We start from the raw sequence: 24,057 nt of genomic DNA, 5'->3' as shown, positions 1-24,057 counted from the left end.
TCAGGTGCCGGGAGTGAACAGGACGTCGACCCAGTAGTTGCTGCCTTGCCAGCTCGCGGACGGGAAGCCGCCGCCGGTGCCGTAGCGGTAGACACCATTGGGACCGTCGACGCCGTCGCGCAGCGCGTGCAGCGAGCCGTTGTCGACGCCGGACGACGTGAAGTAGCCGCTGTCCGTGGCGTATCGGCCGGTCGGCGCGTAGTAGGAGACGACGTACGTCGTGCCGGCCGCGATCGTCACGGGCGTGGCGAAGGTCGCCGTCTGCCAGCCGGTCGCCGACTCACCGGTGAAGGTGACCGTGCCGAGGGCGGTCCCGCTGGCGCTCCACAGATGGCCCACGTGCGTGCCGGTGTTGCCGCCGCCCTTGTAGAACCGCACCCCGGTCACCTGACCGGCCACGTCCGACCGGAACTTCGTGCCCACCTCGACGGCGCCGGAGTCGGGTTCGGCCGGGGTGCCGGGCGTCACCGTGGCGGCCCAGATCGAGCACGGGCAGCCGCTGGGGGTGCTCGCCGCGGTGGTGAACGACCACGAGGTGGCGGCCATGAGGTTGCCGGCGGCGTCGCGGGCACCGCTGACCGTGACGGTGTAGCTGGTGGAGCCGGCCAGCGGGGCTGAGGGGGTGAAGGTCGCGGTGCTGGTGCCCGCGTCGTAGGTCGTGGCTCCCGCGACACCGGTGACCGCGATGAGGGCGCCGGTCACCGGCTCGCTGAACGTCGCGGCCGCGGTGGCGGTGCGGGCGACGCCGGTGGCTCCCGGGGCGGGCGTCCGGGTGACCACGGCCGGCGCGGTCGTGTCCGGTGTGCCGCCGCCCGGGCTGAACACCACGTCGACCCAGTAGTTGGCAGACTCCCAGGCCAGGGTGGGGAAGCCGGTGCCGAACCGGTAGACGCCGTTCGCGCCGTCGGTCCCGTCCCGCGGGGCGTGCAGCGGTTCGTTGTCGTAGCCCCGCGTCGCGAAGTAGCCGGTGTCGGCGGCGTACCGGCCGTTCGGCGCGTAGTAGGACACCACATACGTCGTCCCGGCGGTCAGCGTCACCGGCGTGGCCAGGGTGGCCTGCTGCCAGCCGGAGGCCGTCTCGCCGGTGAAGGTGACGGTCGACAGCAGCGAGCCCGAGGCCGACCACAGGTGCCCGACGTGGGTGCCGGTGTTGGCCGAACTCTTGTAGAAGCGGATCGCGGTGACCCGGCCGGCGACGTCCGCGCGGAATCTGGTGCCGACCTCGGTGCCGGTCGTGTCGGGGTCGGCGGCCAGCTCCGGGGTGACGCCCGAGCCCCAGATGCTGCAGGGGCAGGTGCGCGCCCCCACGGTGACGGCGACGGTCGTGTCCGCCCCCACGTTGGCGCTGTCGTCGGTCGCCCGGACCCGGATCGTGGCCGGCCCACTGGCCGTCGGGTTCCAGGAGTACGTCCAGGCGGCGCGGCCGGTGGCCGGGTGCCAGCTGGCACCGCTGTCGGTGGAGATCTCGACCCCGCCGACGACGCCGCCGGTGTCGGTGGCCGTGCCCGAGATGGTCACCGGCGAGCCCGACTGCACCGTCGCGCCGGCGGCCGGCGAGGTGATGACGGCACTCGGACCGGTGGTGTCGGTGGATGCCGAGGCGGCGGTCAGGCCGGACTGCAGGGTGGCCGGTTGGGAGCCCATGTCGGCGAACAGGTTGACCGTGGCCTGGCGCATCGGGGTGCTGGCGGCGCCGGAGCCCCGGTCGTGGGTGCTGTCGAGGCCCCACGACCACTGGACCGTGCCCGCGCCGAAGACCAGGGCGCCGCTGGGCGCGCGGTAGAGCGTCAGCCGGTGGGTGGCGCTTCCGGTGGCGTACGTCGAACCGTAGTCCTGCAGCACGTCGAGGCCGCCGGCCGTGGTGGTCGAGAGCCGGATCAGCCCGCGGGGCCGGGCGCCGTTGTCCGCGTCCTCGTCCCACTCGTAGCCGACCGTGCCGGTGCCCAGCGTCGCGGTGGCGCCGGCCGCCTGGGTGGCCACGGTGGTGCCCCGCCAGAACCGCAGCTTGCCGTCCGCGGCCGGCACCTTGAGGCTCACCGTGCCCGCATTGACCTTGAAAATGGTGCCGGTCAGCCCGTTCTCCGGCCGGTTGCCGTCGGACGGCGGGCTGAACCGTGGGTCACGCCAGCTCCCGGTCCACTCCGCGGTCGGGTCGATCTTGGCGTTGGCGTGGGTCTCCTTGTAGGCGACCAGAGTCCGGTACGGGGTGCCCGAGCCGTCGATCGACGTCTCCCACCGGGTCTTCCAGAACACCTCGTTGCCACTGAAGAAGGCCAGGTGCACCCCGGCGTCGCGGGCGGCCTCGACATTGGCCCGCTGCCGCCCCGACCAGTACTCGTCGTGGCCGACCGACAGGAACGCCTTGTGGTTGGTCAGCAGTGAGCCCCGGGCGTCGGTGTCGACGCCGGAGAGGTAGCTGACGTCGTAGCCGTTGGCCTCCAGCCACCGCACCATCGGGTATTCGGCGTTGAAGACCGAGTCCTCGGCGCCGGTGCCCCGCGTGGTGACCGGGCGGTTGTAGCTCACCTTGTAGGCCCGGCCGGCCGGAGAGCCCACGTAGAGGCTGTTGCCGCCGTACTGGTTGTAGGCCTGCCAGGTGGTGTCCGCGGTCTGGAACACCAGGTCCGACCGGCTGGCGTCGTCCCGGACGACGAAGACGACCAGGCTCGCGCCGGACGTGCCGTCGGTGCGGGTCAGCCGGGCGAAATAGATGCCGGAGACCGCGGTGGCGGGCACCGCCCAGGAGGCCGACACCGCCCAGTTGCCGCAGTCGACCAGCCCGGTCGCCGGGGCGGTGAGGCACTCGGGCTGGGTCTGCCGGCCGACCGGGTTCACTGTCGTGATCAGCCGGGCGCCGGCCCCGCCGTAGTAACCCATCCGATAGATGTCCAGGCGGTACGACGCCGCCGTCGACTTCACCTTGAACCGTTGCGTCCCGCCGACATTCACGCTCATCTCGGTGGCGAAGCCCTGGATCGCCGCGCTGCCCGACCCGGCCACCTCCCAGGTCGAGGACGGGGTGCCGGGCTTGCTGTTCTCGCACGCGACCGGGTTGACGAGCGGGGTGCACGGATCGGCCGCCGAGGCCGGGGCGGGCACGAGGAGCCCGGCCGTGACCAGGGCGAGGGCAAGGAAGGACCGCAACGGCTTGGGCATGGTGTACCGCCTCACATGGCAGTCGGGGCTTGTTCGAGCAGGGCGCTGTGCGGGGGCCGGGGCTCGTCGACCTCGGGCCAGCCGGCCTGCCAGGTGCGGCGCGCACGCCACACGGCCGTCCAGTCGACCCCGCGGGACCGGTCGCGCCCGAGCACGGTCTTGGCGGCGGCTCGCAGGCCCACGCCGGTGGCCATCAGCCCCAGGGCCAGCCGGGCCTTCGCGGGCGACCAGTGCCGGCGTACGTAGGTCGCCTTGCCTCGCAGGATCTTGATGCGCTGACCCTCGGAGCTGGACGACGCCCCACCGACATGGATGACGGAGGCGGACGGCACCACGACCGGACTGGCACCCAGCGCCGCGGCCCGCGTGCACAGGTCGATGTCGTCGCTGTAGAGGAAGTAGATCGGGTCGAAGCCGCCGAGCCGGTCGAACAGGCCGCGCTCGACGAGCATGCAGCAACCCGAGACGGCCGGCACCTCACGGACGCTCTGCCGGTCGTACCCGGGAAGGCCCTCGGGGTTGAACCAGCCGGACACCGAGCCGAGGCCGGTGGCAAAGCCGACGTAGCCCCGCAGGCTCGGCAGCCCCCAGCAGCAGTACATGTCGTCGGTGCCGTCGGCGTGCAGGGTCCGGCCGGTGTAGATGCCGTGACGCGGGTGGGCCTGCGCGAAGCGGAACAGCTCGTCGACCGGGTGGCCGACCGGCGCGGCGTCGGGGTTCAGCAACAGCACGTAGCGGCCCGTGCTCGCGGCCACGCCCCGGTTGACGCCCCGGCCCCACCCCACGTTCACCGGCACGCGCAGCAGCCGCACCTCGGGGAACTCCGCGGCGATGGCGTCGGCCGACCCGTCGGAGGAGGCGTTGTCGACCACGGTGACGTCGAAGCCGACGTCCGAGGTGCGGCTGTCCAGCAGCCGCCTCAGCCCGTCCAGCGTGAGCTCGCGGGTGTTGTACGAGACGATGACGACCGAGACGTCGGGGGGGCTCATCGGGCGGCTCCCGGGCGCAGACGCTCGCGGGCGCTGCCGGCGAGCAGGCGGACGGCGAAGGGTGCGTCGTCGACGAGGTAGCGGCGCATCAGCCGCCGCGGCTCCCGATACAGCCGGTGCACCCACTCCAGGCCGTTGTCCTGCATCCAGCCGGGCGCCCGCGAATGCACGCCGGCGACGAAGCCGATGGCCGCGCCGCAGCCGAGGAACCAGGTGCGCGGCAGGCGGACGCGCAGCCGGGCGATGACCCGCTCCTGCTTGGGGAAGCCGAAGCCGACGAACACCAGATCGGGGGCGGCGCCGACAACCTCGTCGCACACCTCGTCGTACTCCCCGGGGCGGGTGTCGAAGCCGAACGAGGGGCTGAGATGCCCGGCCAGCTTGAGATCCGGGAACCGATCCCGCAGCACGTCGTCGGCCCGCTCGGCCGTGCCCGGCTCACCACCGAGCAGGTAGACCGATCGCCCACCGCCGGCCATCGCGGCCGAGAGGCTCCAGATGAGATCGGATCCGGGGACCCGGGCCGGCAGGGCGTTTCCGGCGATTCGCGAGGCCCAAATGAGAGGTTTCCCGTCAGCGACGACAATCTCGGATGCTGCGAGATGTCCATGCAACTCGGGATCTCGCGTGACTCGATGCAGAATGTCCACATTGGGGGTCATGATCTGCCCGCCCCGCCCGTCGGACAACTCCGCCAGAACCCGGTCGACCACCTGCTGCTCGCTCATGGGGTCAAACTGGACACCGGCCAGGCTGACCGTCTTCCGTTGGGAGACAAGGGGTTGGGGCACGCTTCGAGACACCGGCATTCTGTGGAAGCTACCGATCGATGACTCTGTGGACAGAGAACCGAATGGCCCCAACGGCTGTCGACTATGCGATCGCAACTTGTCCATTCGACCGGTTGCTGGAGGCCCGTCCGGCCCGGAAGCATCACGGTGTGCGAATAAGCGTCATCATGCCCGCTTTCAACGAGGAAGCCGGTATTGGCACGGCATTGCAGGCATTGACCGACACCACCCAGCACGACCTCGAGATCGTCGTCGCGGCCAACGGTTGCACCGACCGGACGGCCGAGGTCGCCCGGGCCTACGGCGTCCGGGTCGTCGAGATCGCCACCCCGTCCAAGACGGCGGCGCTCAACGCGGCCGACGAGCTGGCCACCGGCGACGTCCTCGTCTATCTGGACGCCGACGTCCCGGTCGACGTGGTCCTCCTGCAACGCCTGGCCGACGAGGTGGCGCGCCCCGGGATCGAGGCGGCGGTGCCGCGGCCGGCCGTCGACACCTCGGCCAGCACCTGGCCGGTGCGGGCCTTCTACGCGGTCAACAGCCGGCTGCCGGTCTTCCGCGGCCACCTGTTCGGCCGGGGGGTCATCGCGGTGTCCTCGCGGGCCCGGTCCCGCTTCGCCCGGTTCCCCGAGATCACCGCGGACGACATGTTCCTCGACGCGGTCGTCGCTCCCGGCGAGAAAGCCGAGATCGACATTCCGGTACGAGTCGTGGCCCCGCGCACGACGGGCGACCTGGTCCGCCGGGTGGCCCGGGCCCGTGACGGCAACGCCGAGTTCGGGCGTTACCTCCAAGCGCATCCCGAGGGCGTCGCGACGCCGGCCGAGCCCGACTCGACCTCCTGGCTGCGCGACGTGGTCCTGCGCCGGCCGTGGCTGCTGCCTTCGGCGGTCGTCTACGTCACGGTCGTGATCCTGGCCGAGCGCAAGCGGCGCTCGGCCTCCTGGGACGTTCGATCCGGCTGGGGACGTCCGGCGGTCACAGTGCCCCGGCCGCGAACTCCCAGCGACAGCGAAAGGGTCTGACTCGTGCGCGTGACAACCACGGACCGGCGGCGTCTGATCGCCGTCGCGGCGGTGATCACGCTGCTGATCGTGGCGGGCGTCGTGTCGGTCGTTCTCGCCAACCGCAACGCGCCGGCCGCGCCGCGCACGGCCGCCGCCGCCACCAGCGCGGCATCCGAGACGTTCTCCTTCTTCGCCGACGACGACACCTCGGAGGTGCAGACCACCGAGGAGAAGGCGCCGGTCGAGATCGGGCTGCGTTTCTCGTCGACGATCGACGGCACCCTGGCGGCCGTACGCTTTCTGCGCGCCCACAACGACAGCAGCAGTCACCCGGTGACAGTGTGGAGCGTGCGGGGCGGCAAGAAGCTCGCCAGTGCGGACTCCAGCGCCACGCTGACCGGCTGGCAGGAGGTGCCACTGTCGGCGCCGGTGGCCATCGAGGCCGGCGAGCAATACGTGGTCTCCTACCAGGCCGACCGATACCGGGCGAGCACCGGCTTCTTCAGCAAACCGGCGCAGGCCGGGCCGCTCAGCGCAGCCGGCGACGCCGGCGTCTTCGCCTACAACGAGGGCACGCTGCCGGCCCTGTCCTACCAGGCCAGCAACTACTGGGTCGACGTCGTCTTCCGATCGGCGACAGCGGCGCCTTCGGCCGCTGCCCCGGCGGAGGCCGCGGCGATGAGCCTCCCCCGCATCCCGTGGGAGGGTGGGCCGTCGTATTACAAGTCGTTCCCCCAGGCCCGCAAGTCGGGCTGGGACAAGGAGTCCTTCTTCCCCCTCGCCGTCTGGTACGAGCAGGTCAGCAGCCGGCAGGACGTCACCACGGACAAGGCGATGGGCCTCAACACGTACATCATGGTGACCGCCGACTCGAATCTCCGGCTGATCAAGGACAACGGGATGTCCGCGATGATCGCCGAGGATCACCAGGACCGGGGCGACGAGAGCGTCGGCTGGGTCCTCGCCGACGAGGCCGACATGTGGGGCAAGGCCGGCCCGGGCCGGTGGACGGGCAAGTGGCCCGGCCAAGGCGACACCTGCACGCCGGCCACAGCGGGCTGCGGCTTCGACATCCAGAAGAAGCTGCGCGATCGGTTGCCCGATGACGGCCGGATGCCCTATGCCAACTACGGCAAAGGCGTCATGTTCTGGGAGTCCGACGAGGACGCCGCCCGATTCGTCAACGACTACTCGGCCGTCGTCTCCAACGACATCTACTGGTACACCGACGGCAACGTGTGCAAAGCCCCGCATGAGGGACCGGTCCTGGGGGTCAAGGAGGGGAACTGCCGGCGCGCGGCGAACTACGGGCTGACCGTCGACCGCATGCGCACACTCGACGCGGCCGACGGCAAGCATCAGCCCGTCTTCAACTTCGTCGAGGTCGGCCACCCGATCGACGACTCGTCCTCGCCGACCATCACCGGCGAGCAGGTCGCGGGCGCGGTGATGAGCTCGGTGATCCACGAGGCTCGGGGCATCGTCTACTTCAACCACAACTTCGGCGGGCCCTGCGTCTCCCAGCACGTCCTGAGGGAGAAGTGCGGCGACGCTGTCCGGCCGGCCGTCACCGAGGTCAATCGCCGCATCACCGAGCTCGCGCCCGTGCTCAACACCCAGTCGTACCAGTGGACCTTCAACCCGGCCGTGGACACCATGCTCAAGGCCCGTGACGGCTCGTACTACATCTTCGCGATGCCGGGCCGCGAGGGCGGCACGGGCGAGCAGACGCTCAAGCTTCCACCCGGGATCGCCGGATCCCAGGCCGAGGTGATGTTCGAGAACAGAACCATCCCGATCACCGACGGCAACCTGCATGACACTTTCAGTCGCGAGTCTTCCTATCACATCTACCGAGTCACCCCGTGAGAGCCGATCGACGGACCGGCATCACCGTCGGGCCGGAACTCGCGGACCGACCGGTCGGCCCTCCTGTCGGATCCAGGACCGGCCGCGGTGTTCACCACTAACATCCTGTTTGCTGCACACATAGGACAGCGCGGGAGTTGAGAGGACGACGTGGATTTCTGGGACCTCACGAAGGTGCTGCTCCGGCGGTGGTACCTCACAGTGCCGTTCCTGTTGCTGACGGCCTTTGCGGCCTATTGGACAGGTTCCACCATCAAGCCCGACTACGTCGCCACGTCGTATGTCCAGGTTGTTCCGCCGACGGCACCGGAAGTGCCGCTGACTGATCCGGCCAAGAGGAAAGACCTGGGACCGGTCAACCCCTGGCTCTCGCTCGGTTTCAAGTCGCTCGGTCAGGCGGCGGTGCTGACGGTGTCGGACACGGCCGTCCTCAAGCAGCTGGAGGCGCAGGGCCTCTCCGACACTGTTGTCATCACCATCGACGACCAGTCCCCGGTCATCACGGTCGAGGCCGTCGGCACCACGAAGGAGCAGGCCGGCGCCACGACCGAGGAGGTCGTCAAGCGGCTCGGCGGCGCCGTCCAGGAGCTTCAGGCCGAGTACGGCGCCAAGAAGACGAGCTACGCCACGACGCGACGCCTCGACCAGGGCGTCAACATCGAGGAGAAGAACTCCAAGGTGAAGCGGGCGCTGGTCGCCGTCCTCGGCGCCGGGGTCCTGTTCAGCACGGCCGTCACGATCGGCGTGGACGCGCTGCTGAGGCGCCGCACCCGGCGCATCGGAGCCCAGGCCGAGGCCGGCAGTGAGCCGGCACCGGTCAGCGGCCCGCCGGCCGCCTCGGCCTCGGCCGTCGTACCGGTCTCACCGGCTGCCGCGTCCACCGCCAAGCCCGCGGGCCGCGAGTACGCCTCCTCTGCGCTCGACGACGAGCCCGGCGACCGGACCGTCCGGCTGAGGCCCGCCCAGCGGTCCGCGTTGCGCATCCCCGGCGAGGCGACGATCGTGCTGCCCACGCCGGGCAGCCAGCCGAGCGAGTCGGGCGCCGGGCACAACGGCAAGGACCCGCGGCCTTGACCTCGAGCGCCCACCTCGCCGATTTCGACCCGTCGCTGATCGCCGACCGGACCTATGTCACCCGGCGGCGCTTCACGACGGTCGACGCTCCGGCGGTGCTGTCGCTCACGATCTGCCTGCTGACGCTCTTCCCCGCCTATCTCATCGTTCCCGGCATGACCGACCTCGGCCGTCCCGCCCTGGTCGTGGCGTTCCTGCTCGGCAGCTGGTGGATCATCGCCCGGCTGAGTCCCCGGCTCATGATGGTCGGGCCGCAGCCGATCCGCTGGGTGGCGCTGGTCTACGTACTCTCGCTCCTGATCTCCTATGCCGTCGGGTTTCTGCGGGGTTTGACGACGATGGAGGTCAACGCGGCCGACCGGGCGATGCTCGGCGCCATCGCCTTTCTCGGGGTCATGCTGATCGCGGCCGACGGCATCCCGAACTGGGAGCGGTTGCAGGGCGTTCTCCGGGTCTTCGTCTGGTGCAGTTGCTTCATGGCCGTGATCGGGCTGGTCCAGGCGCTGGCCTACATCGACCTCACCCAGCAGCTGCTGATTCCCGGACTCCAGCCGAAGGGGTGGATCGTCGGGCTGGAGGTGCGCGGCGGCGGGGTCCGGGTCGCGAGCACCGCGTTCCACTACATCGAGTTCAGCCTCATCATGGTGATGGCCCTGCCGTTCGCCATCCACTTCGCCCGCTTCGCGCCGACACCGCGGCAGCGGCACCTGTTCGCGGTGGCCGCGCTGCTGATCGCCGGCGCGGTGCCGGTGACGATGTCGCGCACGGGCTTCCTGGCGCTCGCCGTCGTGCTGGCCGTGCTGTTCCCGGTGTGGGGATGGCGGTTGCGCTACAACATGTTCGTCGTCGGTGTCGGGCTGCTGGCCGCGATGGCGGTGGCCAAGCCGGACGTCATGAACACCATCACGGCCATCTTCCTCGACGCCGAGAACGATCCGAGCGTCACCGCGCGCACCAAACGGTACGAGATGGTCGGCCAGTACTTCTCCCAGACGCCGTGGCTGGGGCGGGGCACGGGCACGTGGGTCTCGCCGCAATATCAATACCTCGACAACCAGTGGCTCGGCACGGCGCTGCAGAACGGCTGGGTCGGTGTCGCCGCCCTGGCCTCGCTGTACATCGGCGCCGTCTGGCTCGCCGGCCTGGCGTTACGCCGCACCGCAGTGGTCGCGGAGCGGCATCTCTGCGCCTGTCTGATCGCGGTGGTGCTGACCGGAATCCTGGCCAACGCCACCTTCGACGCGTTCAGCTTCAGCACCTACTCAACGATTCTGGCGCTCATGCTCGGCCTCTGCGGCGCCCTCTGGCGTTTCACGCATCCGGCCCGCACCGTGCGCACCTCGGCGCCGCTGAAGGCCGACCGATGACGGCCCGATCCGTGCGGCATCCGCCCGGCCGACCCGACGGAGGCACCCCGTGCGCGTCCTGACCTGCCTGCACACGATGGAGATCGGCGGCAGCCAGATCAACGCCATCGAGATCGCGGCCGGCGTGGCCCGGTACGGCCACGAGGTCATCATCTACGGACCCGACGGTGAGCTGCGCACGATGGTCGCCGGGCTCGGACTGGAGTTCGTGCAGGCTCCGCCGAAAGGTGAACCGCCGTCGCGGCGCAACGTGGCCGCCATCGCGGAGGTGGCGCGGCGGCGTGAGGTCGACCTGATCCATGCCTATGAGTGGGCGCCCAGCCTGGAATCGGCCTACGGCGCCTACCTGCGGGGTGGCGTGCCGCTCGTGACCACCGTGCTCTCCATGGAGGTGCCGGCGTGGGTACCGAAGCATCTCCCGCTCGTGGTCGGCACCCATGAGATCGCGGAGCGCGAGCGCGACCTGCGTCCCGACCTGCACGTGATCGAGCCGCCGGTCGACACCGAGGCCAACGCCCCGGTCACCGACAACCGGCAGGCCCGTAAGAACCTCGGGCTCGGTGACGACGAGATCGCCGTGGTGTCGGTCTCCCGCCTGGCCGCGGCCCTCAAGCTCGAGGGGCTGCTGGCCGCGACGCGCGCGGTGGGGTCGCTCGATCCGGCACTGCGGGTCCGGTTGCTGATCGTGGGCGACGGCCCCTGCCGGGCCGAGGTTCAAGCCGAGGCGGACGAGGTCAACACCCGGCGCGGCGCCGAGGTCGTGACGCTGACCGGGGCCATGCTCGACCCGCACGACGCCTACGCCGCCGCCGACGTGATGATCGGCATGGGCATGTCCGCGCTGCGCTCCATGGCGTTCGCCAAGCCGCTGATCGTGCAGGGCGAGGGCGGCTTCTGGCTGACGCTGACGCCCGAGACCCTGCCGATCTTTCTCGACCAGGGCTTCTACGGCGTCGGCGACGGCACCGACGGCACAGCCCGGGTGGCCGCCGCCCTCGACGAGCTCAGCCGCGATCGCGGGCGGTGGGCCCAGCTGGGCGAGCTGGGGCGGTCGGCGGTCGTCGACCGCTTCAGCCTGGAGGCGGCCTCGCAGCGGCAGCTCGAGATCTACGCCGGCGCGCTGCGGCCGCCCGGCAATCTGGTGCGCCGGGCCGTGGCCCTCGCCCATCCGACGGCACACCTGATCAACTTCAAGATGCACCTGGCGCGTCAGCGCCGGGCGCGATAGGAATCCCGATGGCCACGGCCACCACGGTCAAGCGGGCACTCGCCTGGAGCACCGTCAACAACATCGTCCTGCGCGTCGGCAACCTCGCCGTCGGCATTCTGCTGGCCCGGCTCCTGTCCCCCGCGGAGTTCGGCGTCTTCGCGGTGGCGATGACGGCCCTGGCGATCGTCATGGCCCTCGCCGACCTGGGCATGAGCGCCGACATCGTGCGGCACGGCGTGCAGGGCCGCGCGGGCACGGTCACCACGCTGTCGATGCTCACCAGCGCGGTGCTGACGGCCGGCATGTGCCTGGCCGCCGGGCCGGTCTCGGACGCGATGGGCAGCCCGCAGGCGGCGCCCGTGGTGCGGGTCATGTCGCTCACCCTGTTGCTCAGCGGCCTGTCGGTCGTGCCGTACGCGATCATGCAGCGCGAATACCGCCAGTCGGCGCAGATGGGCCTCGACACGACCAGCTTCGTGCTCGGCACGGCGCTCACCGTCGGGTTCGTGTTCCTCGGCATGGGCGCGATGGCGCTGGCCCTCTCCCGCGTGGTCGCCCAGGGTGTCGTGACGGTGCTGCAGTTCGTCTTCACCCGTACCCGGCCGGTCTTCGGGTTCGACCGGGGAGTCGCCCGGCAACTGCTGTTGTTCGGCGTCCCGCTGGCGGCGGCCAACGTGCTGTCCTGGGTGGTCATGAACGTCGGCCACCTGACCGTCGGAACCGTCGCCGGCACCGTGATGCTCGGCCTCTACACGCTGGCCTTCAACATCTCGACCTGGCCGATGAGTGCGCTGGGCATGGCCATTCGCGCCGTCGCCCTGCCCGCGTTCGCCGGCACCGACGACCGCTCCCGCCGGGCCGACGGCTTCGTCGCGGCCGCCGCGCTGACCTGGGGCATCGCCCTGCTTGTCGGGGTGGGGCTGTCCGCCCTGGCCCACGTGGTCGTGCCCCTGCTGTACGGCGAACGCTGGTCCCTGGCCGCGGCCGCGCTGGCGGGACTGGCGTTCTTCGGCGCCCTCCGCGTGCTCTTCGACCTGATCGCGACCTTCCTGATCGCGGTCGGCGCGACCCGCCCGGTTCTCATCGTCCAGGCCGTCTGGCTGGTCGTGCTCTTTCCCGCGGTCATCGTCGGCCAGCGGGAGTTCGGGCTGGCCGGCGCGGGCTGGGCGCACGTGGTCGCCTGCGCCGTCCTGATCCTGCCGCTCTACGCGGTCTTCCTGCGCCACCATCATGTCCCGTTGGGCACCTTCACCGCGCGGCTGGTGGCACCCGTCCTGGTCGCCGTGCCGGCGGTCCTCGCGGGCCGGTGGGCGGTCTCCATGGTGTCCGGCGCCGTGCCTCAGCTTCTGATGGGCGGCGCGGTCGCGACAGCCGTCTACGTCGTCCCCCTGCTGCCGTGGCTGCGACGGCGGCTCGGCGAGCTTCGGACGATCGCCCGGAGCCCGGATGTGACCACCGATATCGAAGAGGCGGCGCTCGCCGTGCCGACGAGGGGTTGAGATGAGCAGGCTTCGGGCCAAGGCTGTCGTTCCGTACCGGGGAAGCAAGGCAGCCGGGCGGCCGTCGGCGCGGGTGTCGGTGGTGATCCCCACGTACAACTACGGGCACTTCCTGCCGTCGAGCGTGGGCAGCGTCCTCGCCCAGGAAGGCGTCGAGACCGAGGTCGTCGTGGTGAACGACAGCTCCACGGACGACACCCTGGCGGTCGCCGAGGAACTCGCCCGGGGCGACAGCCGGGTGGTCGTGGTCGGCAACCCGGTCAACCACGGGCCGTGCCTGGCTTTCAACGACGGCCTCGAGCGGGCCACCGGCGAGTTCGTCGTCCGCCTCGACGCCGATGATCTGCTGACCCCCGGCAGTCTGGATCGCGCGGTGCGGGTCTTCGACGCCTACCCCGAGGTCGGCCTGGTCTACGGTCGTCCGCTCCACTTCCACACCGAAGAACCTCCCTCTCCCCGTACGGAGATCACGGGCTGGACGGTGTGGTCGGGCGAGGACTGGCTGGCCGAGCGATGCCGCACCGGGGTCAACTGCATCACCACGCCGGAGGCGGTCGTGCGGGCGAGCGTCTACGCCGAGGTCGGCCCCTGGGACACCCGTATGCGTTACGCCTGCGACATGGAAGCCTGGATGCGGGTGTCAGCCGTGTCCGACGTGGCCCGCATCGACGGCGCCGTCCAGGCTCTGCACCGCGAGCACGCGGCGAGTTTGAGCGTCAACGCGGGCTCGGGACGCCTGCTCGACCTGCGCGAGCGGCAGGTCGCCTTCGACGCCGTCTTCGAGGGCCCGGGCGGCAAGCTCCCCCGGGCCACCGAGTTGCACGACGCGGCCCGGCGGGCCCTGGCCGTGGAGGCACTCGAGGCGTGCTACCACGCCTACGACCGCAAGCTGACCGAGGTCGAGCCGATCGACGAGTACGTGGCCTTCGCGCTCGACGTCTATCCGCAAGCGCGCGAGCTCAAGGACTGGCGGCGGCTCGCGGCCCGTCGCCGGGTCGGCGCGAAGCTGTCACCGGTCGTGCCGACCTTCTTCGCCTGGGAGGTCTACCGGAGGCTGCGCAACGACGCCCACCACCGCCGGTGGGTGGAGCAGGGCATCTAAGGCGTGTTTCATGACTGGGGCCGGCCTGCGGTGCGGTCCAGATTTCGTCTGCGTGCGGCCCGGGGAAGGCAGGCTACCGGTGTTGTAACCGGCCTTTCGCGGGACGTGCGCAGGCGGAATCTGGGCCTCGGCGCAGGCCGGCCCCAGTCATGAAACACGCCTTAAGGGCAGAAGCGGGCCGTAGAAAGCGGTCAGGTCCGCACGGAGGTTGTCCGCCGAGTACCGGGAGAGCACCTGCCGGGAGGCCTCCGCCCCCTTCTTGGCCGGCACCGCGGGGTCGCTGTCGAAGGTGGCGCAGGCGTCTTCCACGGCGCGGGCCAGGGCCAGCAGGTCACCGTCGGCCACCGGCGCCGAATACGCGGGGTCCAGGAACTCCCGGCCGGCCAGACCGGGATACCCCACCACGTACGACCCGCAGGCCATCGCCTCGGCCGGCGGCAGGCCGAAGCCCTCGCGCTCACTGAGGCTCAGGAAGACCGCGCTGTCCCGCATGATGGCGGCGGTCTCCTCCTCGGTGCGGCCGCTGATCGCTGTCAGGTCCCAGCCGCGGAGCACCCCGCGGGACCGGAGGATGTGCAGCAACTGCTCGCGTTCGGCGTGCCGGCGGTGCGGGACGTAGGACAGGAGCCGGCGGCGCGGCGCGGATGACGGGAAGAAGATCCGGTCGTCGATGACATTGCGGGTCAGGTGCACCGGAATCCGCGGGAACGCGTATCGGAGCAGCTCGACGTTGTCGTCGGAGACGGCCAGCAGGGCGACCGGGTGCGGCTCGGAATACGGCGCTCCCGGCGCGGTGCCGTCGTAGGGGACGCTGTCGAAGGTGTCGTACGCCCTCTGGTTGAACACGACCAGGCGGGGCTCCCGCGGCACCTGCCCCATGGCCGGGCCGTACCACTCGGGGACGACGAGCACGTCGGCGCGGCCGGGGACGACGGCGGCGGCGGTCACGACCGGCGTCTCGTTCGCGAACCATGAGCAGCGGAAGCCGGCCTTCTCGTGCACGACCGCCGCCCGGATGCCGAGCTCGCCGAGCAGGTCGACGTGCCGGTAGATGACCCGCACGCCGCCACTGGGGCGATCGTTGTCGGGAGCCAGGTAGTAGACCGTGGGCCCGGTGGCGGTCGGCGCTCCCACCCCGAACCGCGGGACCTGCCGCGCCTTCCGGTCGGTGGCCCGCCGATAGTGGCCGACCCCTCGTCGGGCCAGGTCGATCACGATCTTCTTCACCGTTTCTCCGGTTCCTCGTGGGGCATCGCCGGGGGCCTGGTCACCGCACGACCGCGGGCGACCAGGCGTCCGGGACCAGCAGTTGCGGGCTACCGCTGCCGTCGGCGGGCACGCGCCACACGTCGCTCGTGGCGGCGCCGTTGCCGGCTGTGCGGGACAGGCCGTAGACGACGGTGGCGTCGTCCAGCCACTCCGCCTGGTCGTCGACGCTGCCGGGTTCAGCCAGCATCGTCTCCTGGCCGGTGCGCAGGTCGTAGACGGCGAGCCGCCACTGGCCCGGCGGCAGGTCGCCGTGCTTCTTGTAGGCGACGCGGGTGCGGTCCGGCGACAGCGACGGGCATTCGACATCGCCGTGCAGCGCGGTGACCGTACGGGCCTTGAGGCTGCCGTCGACCAGCCAGGTCTTCCCGCCGGAAGCGGCGGTGGCGTAGAAGCGGTCGTCGTCGGCGAACGTGACACCCCACAGGTTCTTGTCGGCCGCCGTCACCACCCGGCCGTCGACGATCAGCCGGAACTTCTCGATGTCGCCGACCAGCTCGCCGCCGGCACGGGTCACCACCGTACGGGTCGAGAACTGCCCCGGATCGGCGTAGGAGTCGCCGTAGACAAACGTGGTGGTGGCGACCAGCGAACCGTCCCGGGACAGCCGCGCCCGGCTGGGCAGGCCGGTCAGCGGCAGCTCGTGCACGGACGCCCAGGAACTGTCGAGCAGCCGGGAGTGATAGGTGGTGACGAGTCCACGGTCGGCGTAGAGGCAGATCGCGTCGCCGGCGGTGGCGTAGACCCGCTCGCACGACGCCGGTGTGAAGGCGCGGGGCCCGGTCGGCGCCGACAACGGCACGACCGCGACCTTGCCGTAGCCGTCGCCCAGCGCCGTGCTGCGGAAGACCAGATGGGGCTGCGAGCGCAGAGAGGCGAGGTCGCCGCCCTGCGCGACGGCAGGCGCCTCGGCCCGGCTCTGGGCCTGGCTCTGCCGCGTGTTCCAGACGTAGCCCCCGGCGCCGAAGGCGGCCAGCACCAGGATCGCGGCGAAGACCAGGGCACGGAACCGCCGGGTCATCGGTCACTGTCCCGCAGAAGCCACCCGGCCGCCGGAACAGCCACCGTCAGCACCACGGCGAACAGGAGCAGCGAGCGCCCCGGCCCCTGGAACGTCCACAGGAGGCCGAACAGCAAGGACGACGCGAACCGGGACAGCGCCACGACGGTCTGGGCGGCCGCGATGCCGCTGCCGCGCGCTTCGGGCCGGACCAACCGGCCGATCAGGGCCGGCAGGACCCCGTCGGTGCTCGCGTAGAACACACCGAGCAGCAGCAGGACGCCGGCGGTCAGCGCGACACCCCCGGCCGGCAGGGCTGCCAGCAGATAGCAGCCGAGCAGGGCGACATGCCCGGCCACGAGCACGCGGGCCCGCCCGATCCGGTCCGAGAGCCGGCCCAGAGGTACGGCCAGCGCCAGGTAGGCGATGTTCGTACCGACATACAGCAGCGGGAAGTAGACCGCGGTCAGGTTGTCGCGCTCCTGCAGCGTCAGGTAGAGAAAGCCGTCCCCGACGGTCAGCAGCCCCAGAAGTCCGGCGGCCACCAGCGGTCGGCGCAACCGGCGGCCACTGATCTCGCTCAGGGCCATCCGCAGCCCGATCTTCGCGGCGCTGCCGGCGGTACGCAGATTGGGCACGAAGAGCACCAGAACCGCGACGCCGACGATCGCGAACGCGAACGACACCACGAAGACGGAGTCGTAGCTGCCGGGGACGCTCGCCAGCAGGGCGAACGCCACCAACGGCCCGAGCGCGGCTCCGACCGTGTCCAGCGCGCGGTGCACGCCGAACGAGCGGCCGAGCAGCGCCGGGTCCGACGCCTCCACGATCAGGGCGTCGCGCGGCGCCGTCCGCAAGCCCTTGCCCAGCCGGTCGGCGGTCACCACCGCGGTGATCGCGGCGAAACCGGCCGCGGGCAGCATCGCGAGCCGGCTGAGCGCGGACGCGCCGTACCCGAGCACCGCGACCCACTTGGGTTGTCCGCCCCGGTCACCGGCGAAGCCGCCGGCGATCCGGACGACGGCACTGACTCCCTGGTACATGCCGTCCAGGAAGCCGTACGCGAACAGGCTGAGCCCGACGGACGCGGTGAGATACAGCGGCAGCACCGACGCCACCATCTCCGAGGAGACGTCGGTCAGCAGGCTCACCGTGCCCAGCAGGAACACAGTCGAGGAGACCCGCCGGGCGACGCGCCCGGCCCCGGATCCGGCATCCGATCCGGGCCGGTCGCGCAGACTCACGTACACGGTTTCTCCGCAGCCTCAGCCGGCCGGCGTGAAGACGACGTCGACCCAGTAGTTGTGGCCGGCCGCGTTTGCGGGGAAACCGGCGCCGTAGTGGTACCGCCCCCCGTTCGCGACCGTCCTGAGCGGCGCCCTCACCACCGGCGACGCCAGCCCACCGACATCGACGGCGTAGTGCCCGCCCGGTGCCGAATAGGACACGACGTACTGGGTGCCGGCCACGATCGGGGCCGGCTCGTCGAACAGCATGGTCTGCCAGCCGGTGCCGGACTCGCTGACGAAGCCGCCGCTCGCGATCGGACTCCCGGACGCCGACCACAGTGTGGCCGTGTGCGGGCCGCTGTTCCCGGCGCCCTTGTAGAAGCGCACCCCGTTGACCTCGCCGGCCACATCCGAGGTGAAAGCCAGACCGACCTCGAGCGCGTCCGTGTCGTTCCAGCTCGGGTTAGCCGGTGTCGCCGACGCCGCGAAGACGGTCGTCGCGCCCGCGGGAACGGCCGGCTGTGTGGGCGCCGGGTCGGCGACGAACATGACGTCGACCCAGTAGTTGCTGCCCGACCACGAGCTCTCCGGGAAGGTGTCCGAGCCGTAGGTGTAGACACCCGCTCCGGCCGGTGTGCTCAACGGTCCCACGGTGCGTGCCGCCGTGAAGTAGTCACCGGTCGCGGCGTACTGCCCGCGCGGAGCGAAGTAGGACGCCGTATACGTGGCGCCGGCCGTCACCCGCACCGGTGTCGCGAAGTAGGCCTCCTGCCAGCCGCTCGCCGACTCGCTGGCAAAGGTCGCCGAGGTGATGCGGGACCCGGCCGACGACCACAGGCTGCCGGAGTGGGTGCCGCCGTTGCCGGGACCCTTGTAGAAACGGATACCGGTCACTGTGCCGCTCACATCGGGAGTGAACCGCACGCCCACCGTGATCGGGGACGGCTCGGCGACCGCCGGATCCGCCGGCACCTCGGTGGCCGGGAAGAGTCCGTTGACCGTCGTCGAACCCGGATCGGTGTGGAAGGACCAGGTCTCGTCGTCCGGCAGCGTGTTGCCATCGGTGTCGGTGGCCGTCACCGCGACCGACAGCCTCTGCCCGGCGGGCAGGGCGGCCGACGGCACGAACGAGACTGTCCGGGAACCGGCGTCGTACGCCGTGGTGCCCGGAACCGGGATGCCGTTGCTTGCGGTCACGGTGAACTGAACCGTGGCCGGGGCGATCGCCTTGCTGAAGGTCGCCGCGGGCCGGGCCGACGTGGCCACGTAGCGCGCGTTCGGCTTCGGTGAGACGGCCGTGACGCCGGGCGCGGTCCGCGCCATGGAGTCGAACACGACATCTACGTAGTAGTTGGTGCTCTCGAACGGCTCCTCGGGGAAGTGCCCGATCCGGCCATGCACCCCGTTCGCGGCGATCAGCGGCAGCGCCTTGCGGGGGCCGTACGCGAAGGCCCACGGCTCGGCCGCGTAGCGCCCGCTCGGCGCGCTGTAGGACGCGACATAGGTGCGGCCCGAGACGACCGGGACGGGGGTCGGGAACCGCATCGTCTGCCAGCCGAGCGCGGTCTCGTCGTCGAACGTGCCACTCGCGATCAGCTCGCCGTCGGCGGACCACAGGCTGCCCGTATGGGGACCGGCGTTCCCGCTGCCCTTGTAGAACCGCACACCCTTGACGAACCCGTCGGTCTGCGGAGTCACCTTCACACCGAGTTCCACGGCGCTGCTGTCGGTGACGGCCTGGGTGGCCGGCACCCGAGCGCCGAAGATCGACGTCGATCCGGTCAGCGTCAGCGTCCGGGAAGCGACGGCACCGAGGTTCGCGCTGTCGTCGGTCGCCCGCACCTTGACCGTCACGGCTCCGTCGCCGGTCACATTCCCGGCGTACGACCAGGCCGTCGTGCCCGTGGCCGGGTGCCAGCGGAGGCCGTCGTCGAGCGAGACCTCCACGCCGGCCACCACCCCGCCGCCGGTGTCGCTCGCCGTGCCCGCGACGGTGATCTTGGCGCCGTTGGCGACGGAGGTGGCCGCGGGTGACACGATGGTCGCGACCGGCCCGGTCGCGTCCGCGGACGCGGTCACCGGGTGCAGTGAGCCCATCAGGGTGGACGGCTGCACACCCATGTCCGCCAGCAGGTTCACCACGGCCTGCTGCATCTGCGGGTCGGCCGGTTCGCCCTGCGCGGCCGCGCTGTCGTGGTATTCGTCGAGCCCCCACGCGTATTGGACCGTTCCCGCCCCGAACACCAGCGCGCCGCTCGGCGCGCGGTAGAGGGTCATGTGATGGGTCGTGGTACCCGCCTCGACCTCGAGCCCGAAGTCCTGCAGGTATTCGGGTGTCGCGCCGGTTGTGGTCGACAGCCGGATCAGCCCGGCCGGGCGGAAGCCGTTGTCGAGATCCTCGTCGGACTCGTAGCCGACGGTGTGCGGTGCCAGCTCCGCGGTCTCCCCCGGCCCCTGCTCCGCCGCGTCGGTGTGGCGCCAGAAGCGGTTCTTGCCCTGCGCGGCCGGGACGGCCAGCGTGAGGTCGTCGCTGTTGGCCATGAAGGCGGTCCCGGTCAACGCGTTCTCCGGCCGGCCCCCGCCCTCGGACTGCGGCCGGAAGCGGGGATCACGCCAGGTGGCAGTCGACTCACCGGACGGGTCGCTCCTGATGCCGTCCCAGGTTTCCTTGTAGCAGACCAGGGTCCGGTGAGGGTCGCCGGCGCCGTCCTTGCTGTTCTCCCAGCGCGTGCGCCAGTAGACCTCGTTACCACTGAAAAAGGCCAGATTCGTGCCGGCGTCGCGGGCGGCCTCGACGTTGGCGCGCTCGGCCCCGGACCAGTATTCGTCATGGCCGACGGAGAGGAACACCTCGTGGTTGTCGAGGAGATCGCCGTGCCGGTCGGCGTCGACGTCGGTCAGGTAACTGACGTCGTAGCCGTTGCGCTCGAGGAAGCGGATCATCGGGTATTCGTTGCTGAACAGGAAATCCCGGCCCCAGTACGCGCCGCGGGTGGCGAAGGGCCGGTTGTAGCTCACCTTTGTGGCCCGGCCGCCCGGACCGCCGTAGAAGTTCGGCCCACCGTAGGCGTTGTACGCCTGCCACGTCGCGTCGGAGGTCTTGAAGATGACGTCCGACGTGCCGGCGTCGTCGCGGACGACGAAAGTGATGTGGCTGCGGCGGCGCGGATCGTCGGTGCGGGCGATCTTCGCGAAGTAGACGCCGGAGACGGCCGTCGCGGGCACCGGCCAACTGGCCGACACCGCCCAGGTGCCGCAGTCGTAGACCTGGGTGTCGTCGTCGGTGACGCAGGCTGTCTCGACATTCTGGACCGGATAGGTGCCCGGCAGCGTGGTCACCTTGCGAGCGCCGTCGCCGCCGTAGTAGCCCAGCCGGTAGATGTCGATGGTGTACGCGTGCTCGGCCTGGACCTTGAAGTCGATCGTGTGACCGGCGTCGACGCTGATGTCGGTGGCGAAGCCCTGCAGCGATCCGTCACCGGCGAGGCCGATCTCCCACTCGTCCGGCGAGGCGCCCGGCTCGTCGTTCTCGCATACCACGGGGTTCGCCGAACAGTCGGCGGCCGCCGCACCCCCGGTGCCGATCAGCGCGGCGGCGGTGAGGACGAGGCTGGTGGCCGCGGCCACCAGCGCCCGGCTCCGGCGGCCCTTGGTCATGCAGTAGCTCCCGGTCTGAGTGCGGCGGCCAGCGCCTCGGCCACGCGGGCCTGCTGGCCGGGCGTGATCTGTGGGTAGATGGGCAGCGACAGGATCTCGCCGGCAGCTGCCTCGGTGTGCGGGAACGAGCCGCCCAGGTGGGCGAAAGCGCCGGTCTGGTGCACCGGCACCGGGTAGTGGATGCCCGCGCCGATGCCGGCTGCGTTCAGCTTCCGCAGCACCTCGTCGCGGCGGGGCACCCGGACGCAGTAGATGTGCCAGACGTGCTCGTTGCCCTCGTCGGTCACCGGGGTCACCACGTCGAGGCCGGCCAGCAGTTCGTCGTAGCGGGCCGCCGCCGCGCGACGCCGGTTGTTGCCGTCGGCCAGGCGGGCCAGCTTGGCTCGCAGCACGACCGCCTGCAGGCCGTCGAGGCGGCTGTTCACGCCGATCAGGTCGTGCCGGTATTTCGTCAGGCCGCCGTGGCTGCCCAGCGTGCGTACCGTGGTGGCCCACTCCGCGGAGGAGGTGACCACGGCGCCCGCATCGCCGTACGCGCCGAGATTCTTGCCGGGATAGAAGCTGGTGGCCGCGATGCCGCCGGAGCCCGCCGGGCGGCCGTTGCGGGTCGCGCCCTGGCTCTGGGCGGCGTCCTCGACGACGGCCACACCGCTCTCGCGCAGGCGCTCCACGTCGGCCATCTGGCCGTAGAGGTGGACAGGCGCGATCGCCCGGGTGGCCGGGGTGACGGCCGCGAGCGCGGCCTCGACGTCGATGAGGTACGTACGAGGGTCGCAGTCGACCAGCACGACCCGGGCCCCCGCGCGGGCGACCGCCTCGGCCGTGGCGATGAACGTGTTGGCCGGCAGGATCACCTCGCTGCCGGGACCGACCCCGACCGCACGGAAGGCCAGCTCCAGCGCGTCGGTGCCGTTGGCCACCCCCACGCAGTGCTGGACGCCGCTGAAGGCCGCGTACTCCTGCTCGAACGCGGCCACCTCGGCACCACCGACGAAGGCGGTCTCGGCGATGATGCGCTTGAAGCCGACCTCGACCTCCTCGGCCACCTCCGCGTGGGCGGCGGCCAGGTCGACGAGCGGGATCCGGGACATGCGTCAGCTCCTCGTGAGTGGGCGGATCAGACGGGCCGGGTTGCCGGCCCAGACCTCGCCGGCCGGCACGTCGTGCAGCACGACCGCGCCCATGCCGATCAGGGACCAGGCGCCGACCTTCATGCCCTCGCGGACCAGCGCGCCGGCCCCGACGTAGGCGCCCTCGTCGAGGACCACCCCGCCGCCGAGCCGGACGCCGGAGGCGATGGTGCAGTAGTCGGACACGTGGTCGTCGTGGGTCAGCACGGCCTGGGGCATCACGGCCACGTGCGCGCCGACACTGACGTCGGCGGTCAGCACCGCGCCGGCCAGCAGCACGGTGCCGGGGCCGATCGCACTGCCCGCGCCGACCGACGCGAGCGGGTGCACCACCGTGGCGTACCGGTCGTCGGGCAGGCCGAGGCGCTCCACGATGGCGCGCCGGGCGGTGAAGTTGCGCGGATTGCCCACGCACACCACGACTTGGGCGTCCGGCATGGCCCGCACGCTGTCGACCGGGCCCAGGATCGGCCGGCCCGAGCGGTGGGTGCCGTGCAGCGCCGGGTCGTCGTCGACGAAGCCCAGGACGCGGAAACCCCCGGCGGCGGCCGCCGTCTCCCGGGCGAAACCGCCGGCGCCGACGATGACGAGATCGGTCACCGGGAGAGCCTGCGCAGCACGGCGACGATGTGCTCCTGGTCATCGGTGGTGAGCTTGTGGTGCAACGGGAGGATCAGCGAATCGCGGGTCAGCCGCTCGGTCACCGGCAGCGGTGCGGGCGAGACATCGGCGTACGCGGGCTCGAGGTGGGCCGCCATGATGCCGCGCCGAGCGGAGACGCCCTGGGCGGCCAGCTCGGACAGGACCTCGTCGCGGGCCGCCGGGAAGCCGTCGAGCAGCACCCAGAACGACTGGTAGTTGGTCTGGCCGTAGGCCGGGTCGCGGACCGGCACGAGACCGCCGACGCCGGCGAGCAGCTCGTGATAGCGGGCGGCCAGCTCGCGCCGCTGGGCGACCAGACCGGCCAGCCGGCCGAGCTGCACGAGCCCGATCGCCGCCTGGATGTCGGTCATCCGGTAGTTGTAGGCGGTCTCCAGGTAGGCCTCGAGCACCGGCTGGGAGCTGGCGTGCCGGTCGGCGGCCGAGACATTCATGCCGTGCTCGCGCAGCCGGCGCAGACGTGCGGCCCGCTCGGGGTCGTCCAGCGTGAGCATGCCGCCCTCGCCGGTGGTCAGCAGTTTGCGCGGGTGGAACGACCACGCGGCCACCTTTGCTCCGGCGCCGGCGGGTTGCCCGTACGCCGAGGAACCCGCCGCGCACGCGGCATCCTCGACCAGCTCGACCCCCCACCCGGCCGCGGCCTTGCGCAGCGCCGCGGTGTCGAACGGCACGCCACCCTGGTGCACGGCGATGACCGCCCGGGTGCGCGGGGTGCGCACCGCGTCGACCGTCTCGACGGTGACGTTGCCGGTGGCCAGATCGACGTCGGCGAAGACGGGCGTCGCACCCACGTAGCGGACCGCGTTGGCCGTGGCGATGAACGAGAACGAGGGTACGACAACCTCGTCGCCCGGCTCGATGCCGAGCAGCACCAGGGCCAGGTGCAGGGCGGTGGTGCAGGAACTGGTGGCCACGCCGTGGGTCGCGCCGACGGTGGCCGCGAAATCCTGCTCGAAGCTCCGGACCCGCGGGCCCTGAGCCACCCAGCCGGAGCGGACCGCGTCCGCCGCGGCCTGTGCCTCTTCCTCGCCCAGCAGGGGAATCATCACCG

17 protein-coding genes are annotated in these 24,057 nt (G+C 71.3%); 7 read left to right on the top strand and 10 right to left on the bottom strand.

Annotation, left to right across the window (positions count from 1 at the left end):
• Genes NAG42_RS26910 through NAG42_RS26900 form a run of 3 tightly spaced genes read right to left on the bottom strand, consistent with a single transcriptional unit; the run spans nt 1 to nt 4,954 of the window.
• Nucleotides 1-3,156 (bottom strand): N,N-dimethylformamidase beta subunit family domain-containing protein, encoded by a 3,156-nt coding sequence (locus tag NAG42_RS26910; RefSeq protein WP_250034302.1) that lies wholly within the window; start codon nt 3,154-3,156, stop codon nt 1-3.
• 11 nt (nt 3,157-3,167) lie between these two features.
• The gene (locus NAG42_RS26905) at nt 3,168-4,145 is read right to left on the bottom strand and encodes a glycosyltransferase family 2 protein (RefSeq protein WP_250034301.1); all 978 of its coding nucleotides are present in this window, start codon (nt 4,143-4,145) and stop codon (nt 3,168-3,170) included.
• Nucleotides 4,142-4,954: a WecB/TagA/CpsF family glycosyltransferase gene (locus tag NAG42_RS26900; RefSeq protein ID WP_498370595.1), complete on the bottom strand. Its 813-nt coding sequence runs from the start codon at nt 4,952-4,954 to the stop codon at nt 4,142-4,144. The genes NAG42_RS26905 and NAG42_RS26900 overlap by 4 nt, the downstream gene beginning before the upstream one ends.
• 20 nt (nt 4,955-4,974) lie before the next feature.
• Here NAG42_RS26900 and NAG42_RS26895 point away from each other — a divergent pair, with 20 nt between their 5' ends.
• The 7 genes from NAG42_RS26895 (at nt 4,975) to NAG42_RS26865 (ending at nt 14,064) form a co-directional block, all read left to right on the top strand.
• Complete coding sequence (locus tag NAG42_RS26895) at nt 4,975-5,961, top strand: glycosyltransferase family 2 protein (protein WP_308201195.1); 987 nt, start codon at nt 4,975-4,977, stop codon at nt 5,959-5,961.
• A gap of 9 nt (nt 5,962-5,970) precedes the next feature.
• Nucleotides 5,971-7,812: a DUF4082 domain-containing protein gene (locus NAG42_RS26890; RefSeq protein WP_250034296.1), complete on the top strand. Its 1,842-nt coding sequence runs from the start codon at nt 5,971-5,973 to the stop codon at nt 7,810-7,812.
• A 150-nt stretch (nt 7,813-7,962) separates the two neighbouring features.
• Nucleotides 7,963-8,886, top strand: coding sequence for a YveK family protein (locus tag NAG42_RS26885; protein ID WP_250034295.1), 924 nt, complete (start codon nt 7,963-7,965; stop codon nt 8,884-8,886).
• Nucleotides 8,883-10,253 carry an O-antigen ligase family protein gene (locus NAG42_RS26880; protein WP_250034293.1) on the top strand — a complete coding sequence of 457 codons (1,371 nt, stop codon included), beginning with the start codon at nt 8,883-8,885 and terminating at the stop codon, nt 10,251-10,253. The genes NAG42_RS26885 and NAG42_RS26880 overlap by 4 nt, the downstream gene beginning before the upstream one ends.
• A gap of 49 nt (nt 10,254-10,302) precedes the next feature.
• A complete protein-coding gene (locus NAG42_RS26875; protein WP_250034292.1) occupies nt 10,303-11,481 on the top strand; it encodes a glycosyltransferase in 1,179 nt (392 codons plus the stop codon).
• Between the two features lie 8 nt (nt 11,482-11,489).
• Nucleotides 11,490-12,962, top strand: coding sequence for an oligosaccharide flippase family protein (locus NAG42_RS26870; protein ID WP_250034290.1), 1,473 nt, complete (start codon nt 11,490-11,492; stop codon nt 12,960-12,962).
• A 1-nt stretch (nt 12,963) separates the two neighbouring features.
• Nucleotides 12,964-14,064: a glycosyltransferase family 2 protein gene (locus tag NAG42_RS26865; RefSeq protein ID WP_250034288.1), complete on the top strand. Its 1,101-nt coding sequence runs from the start codon at nt 12,964-12,966 to the stop codon at nt 14,062-14,064.
• Nucleotides 14,065-14,211: 147 nt separating this feature from the next.
• Here NAG42_RS26865 and NAG42_RS26860 read toward each other — a convergent pair whose 3' ends face one another.
• The 7 genes from NAG42_RS26860 to NAG42_RS26830 are packed head-to-tail and all read right to left on the bottom strand — an operon-like array spanning nt 14,212 to nt 24,052.
• Entirely contained in the window at nt 14,212-15,291 is a 1,080-nt protein-coding gene (locus tag NAG42_RS26860; RefSeq protein ID WP_250034286.1) for a glycosyltransferase, read from the bottom strand.
• 40 nt (nt 15,292-15,331) lie between these two features.
• Complete coding sequence (locus tag NAG42_RS26855; RefSeq protein WP_250034284.1) at nt 15,332-16,351, bottom strand: TolB family protein; 1,020 nt, start codon at nt 16,349-16,351, stop codon at nt 15,332-15,334.
• On the bottom strand, nt 16,348-17,580 hold the full coding sequence (locus NAG42_RS26850) for an MFS transporter (protein WP_250034276.1): 1,233 nt from the start codon (nt 17,578-17,580) through the stop codon (nt 16,348-16,350). The genes NAG42_RS26855 and NAG42_RS26850 overlap by 4 nt, the downstream gene beginning before the upstream one ends.
• A gap of 15 nt (nt 17,581-17,595) precedes the next feature.
• Complete coding sequence (locus NAG42_RS26845) at nt 17,596-21,216, bottom strand: DUF4082 domain-containing protein (protein ID WP_250034275.1); 3,621 nt, start codon at nt 21,214-21,216, stop codon at nt 17,596-17,598.
• The gene (locus NAG42_RS26840) at nt 21,213-22,307 is read right to left on the bottom strand and encodes a DegT/DnrJ/EryC1/StrS family aminotransferase (RefSeq protein WP_250034272.1); all 1,095 of its coding nucleotides are present in this window, start codon (nt 22,305-22,307) and stop codon (nt 21,213-21,215) included. Before NAG42_RS26840 ends, NAG42_RS26845 begins: the two co-directional genes overlap by 4 nt.
• A gap of 3 nt (nt 22,308-22,310) precedes the next feature.
• Nucleotides 22,311-22,946, bottom strand: coding sequence for an acetyltransferase (locus NAG42_RS26835; RefSeq protein WP_250034271.1), 636 nt, complete (start codon nt 22,944-22,946; stop codon nt 22,311-22,313).
• Nucleotides 22,943-24,052 (bottom strand): DegT/DnrJ/EryC1/StrS family aminotransferase, encoded by a 1,110-nt coding sequence (locus tag NAG42_RS26830; protein ID WP_250034269.1) that lies wholly within the window; start codon nt 24,050-24,052, stop codon nt 22,943-22,945. The genes NAG42_RS26835 and NAG42_RS26830 overlap by 4 nt, the downstream gene beginning before the upstream one ends.
• Nucleotides 24,053-24,057 lie beyond the last annotated feature (5 nt).

This window comes from Paractinoplanes maris (assembly GCF_023544465.1).
Classification (GTDB): Bacteria; Actinomycetota; Actinomycetes; order Mycobacteriales; family Micromonosporaceae; genus Actinoplanes; species Actinoplanes maris.
Note: the sequence above shows the minus strand (reverse complement) of the source record. Positions and strands in the feature narration are given on the sequence as shown.

What these genes read in the sequence shown, in the direction of transcription:
- NAG42_RS26910 (WP_250034302.1), bottom strand. Translation starts at nt 3,156, where the DNA reads ATGCCCAAGCCGTTGCGGTCCTTCCTTGCCCTCGCCCTGGTCACGGCC.
- NAG42_RS26905 (WP_250034301.1), bottom strand. Translation starts at nt 4,145, where the DNA reads ATGAGCCCCCCCGACGTCTCGGTCGTCATCGTCTCGTACAACACCCGC.
- NAG42_RS26900 (WP_498370595.1), bottom strand. Translation starts at nt 4,954, where the DNA reads ATGCCGGTGTCTCGAAGCGTGCCCCAACCCCTTGTCTCCCAACGGAAG.
- NAG42_RS26895 (WP_308201195.1), top strand. Translation starts at nt 4,975, where the DNA reads ATGACTCTGTGGACAGAGAACCGAATGGCCCCAACGGCTGTCGACTAT.
- NAG42_RS26870 (WP_250034290.1), top strand. Translation starts at nt 11,490, where the DNA reads ATGGCCACGGCCACCACGGTCAAGCGGGCACTCGCCTGGAGCACCGTC.
- NAG42_RS26865 (WP_250034288.1), top strand. Translation starts at nt 12,964, where the DNA reads ATGAGCAGGCTTCGGGCCAAGGCTGTCGTTCCGTACCGGGGAAGCAAG.
- NAG42_RS26855 (WP_250034284.1), bottom strand. Translation starts at nt 16,351, where the DNA reads ATGACCCGGCGGTTCCGTGCCCTGGTCTTCGCCGCGATCCTGGTGCTG.
- NAG42_RS26845 (WP_250034275.1), bottom strand. Translation starts at nt 21,216, where the DNA reads ATGACCAAGGGCCGCCGGAGCCGGGCGCTGGTGGCCGCGGCCACCAGC.
- NAG42_RS26840 (WP_250034272.1), bottom strand. Translation starts at nt 22,307, where the DNA reads ATGTCCCGGATCCCGCTCGTCGACCTGGCCGCCGCCCACGCGGAGGTG.
- NAG42_RS26830 (WP_250034269.1), bottom strand. Translation starts at nt 24,052, where the DNA reads ATGATTCCCCTGCTGGGCGAGGAAGAGGCACAGGCCGCGGCGGACGCG.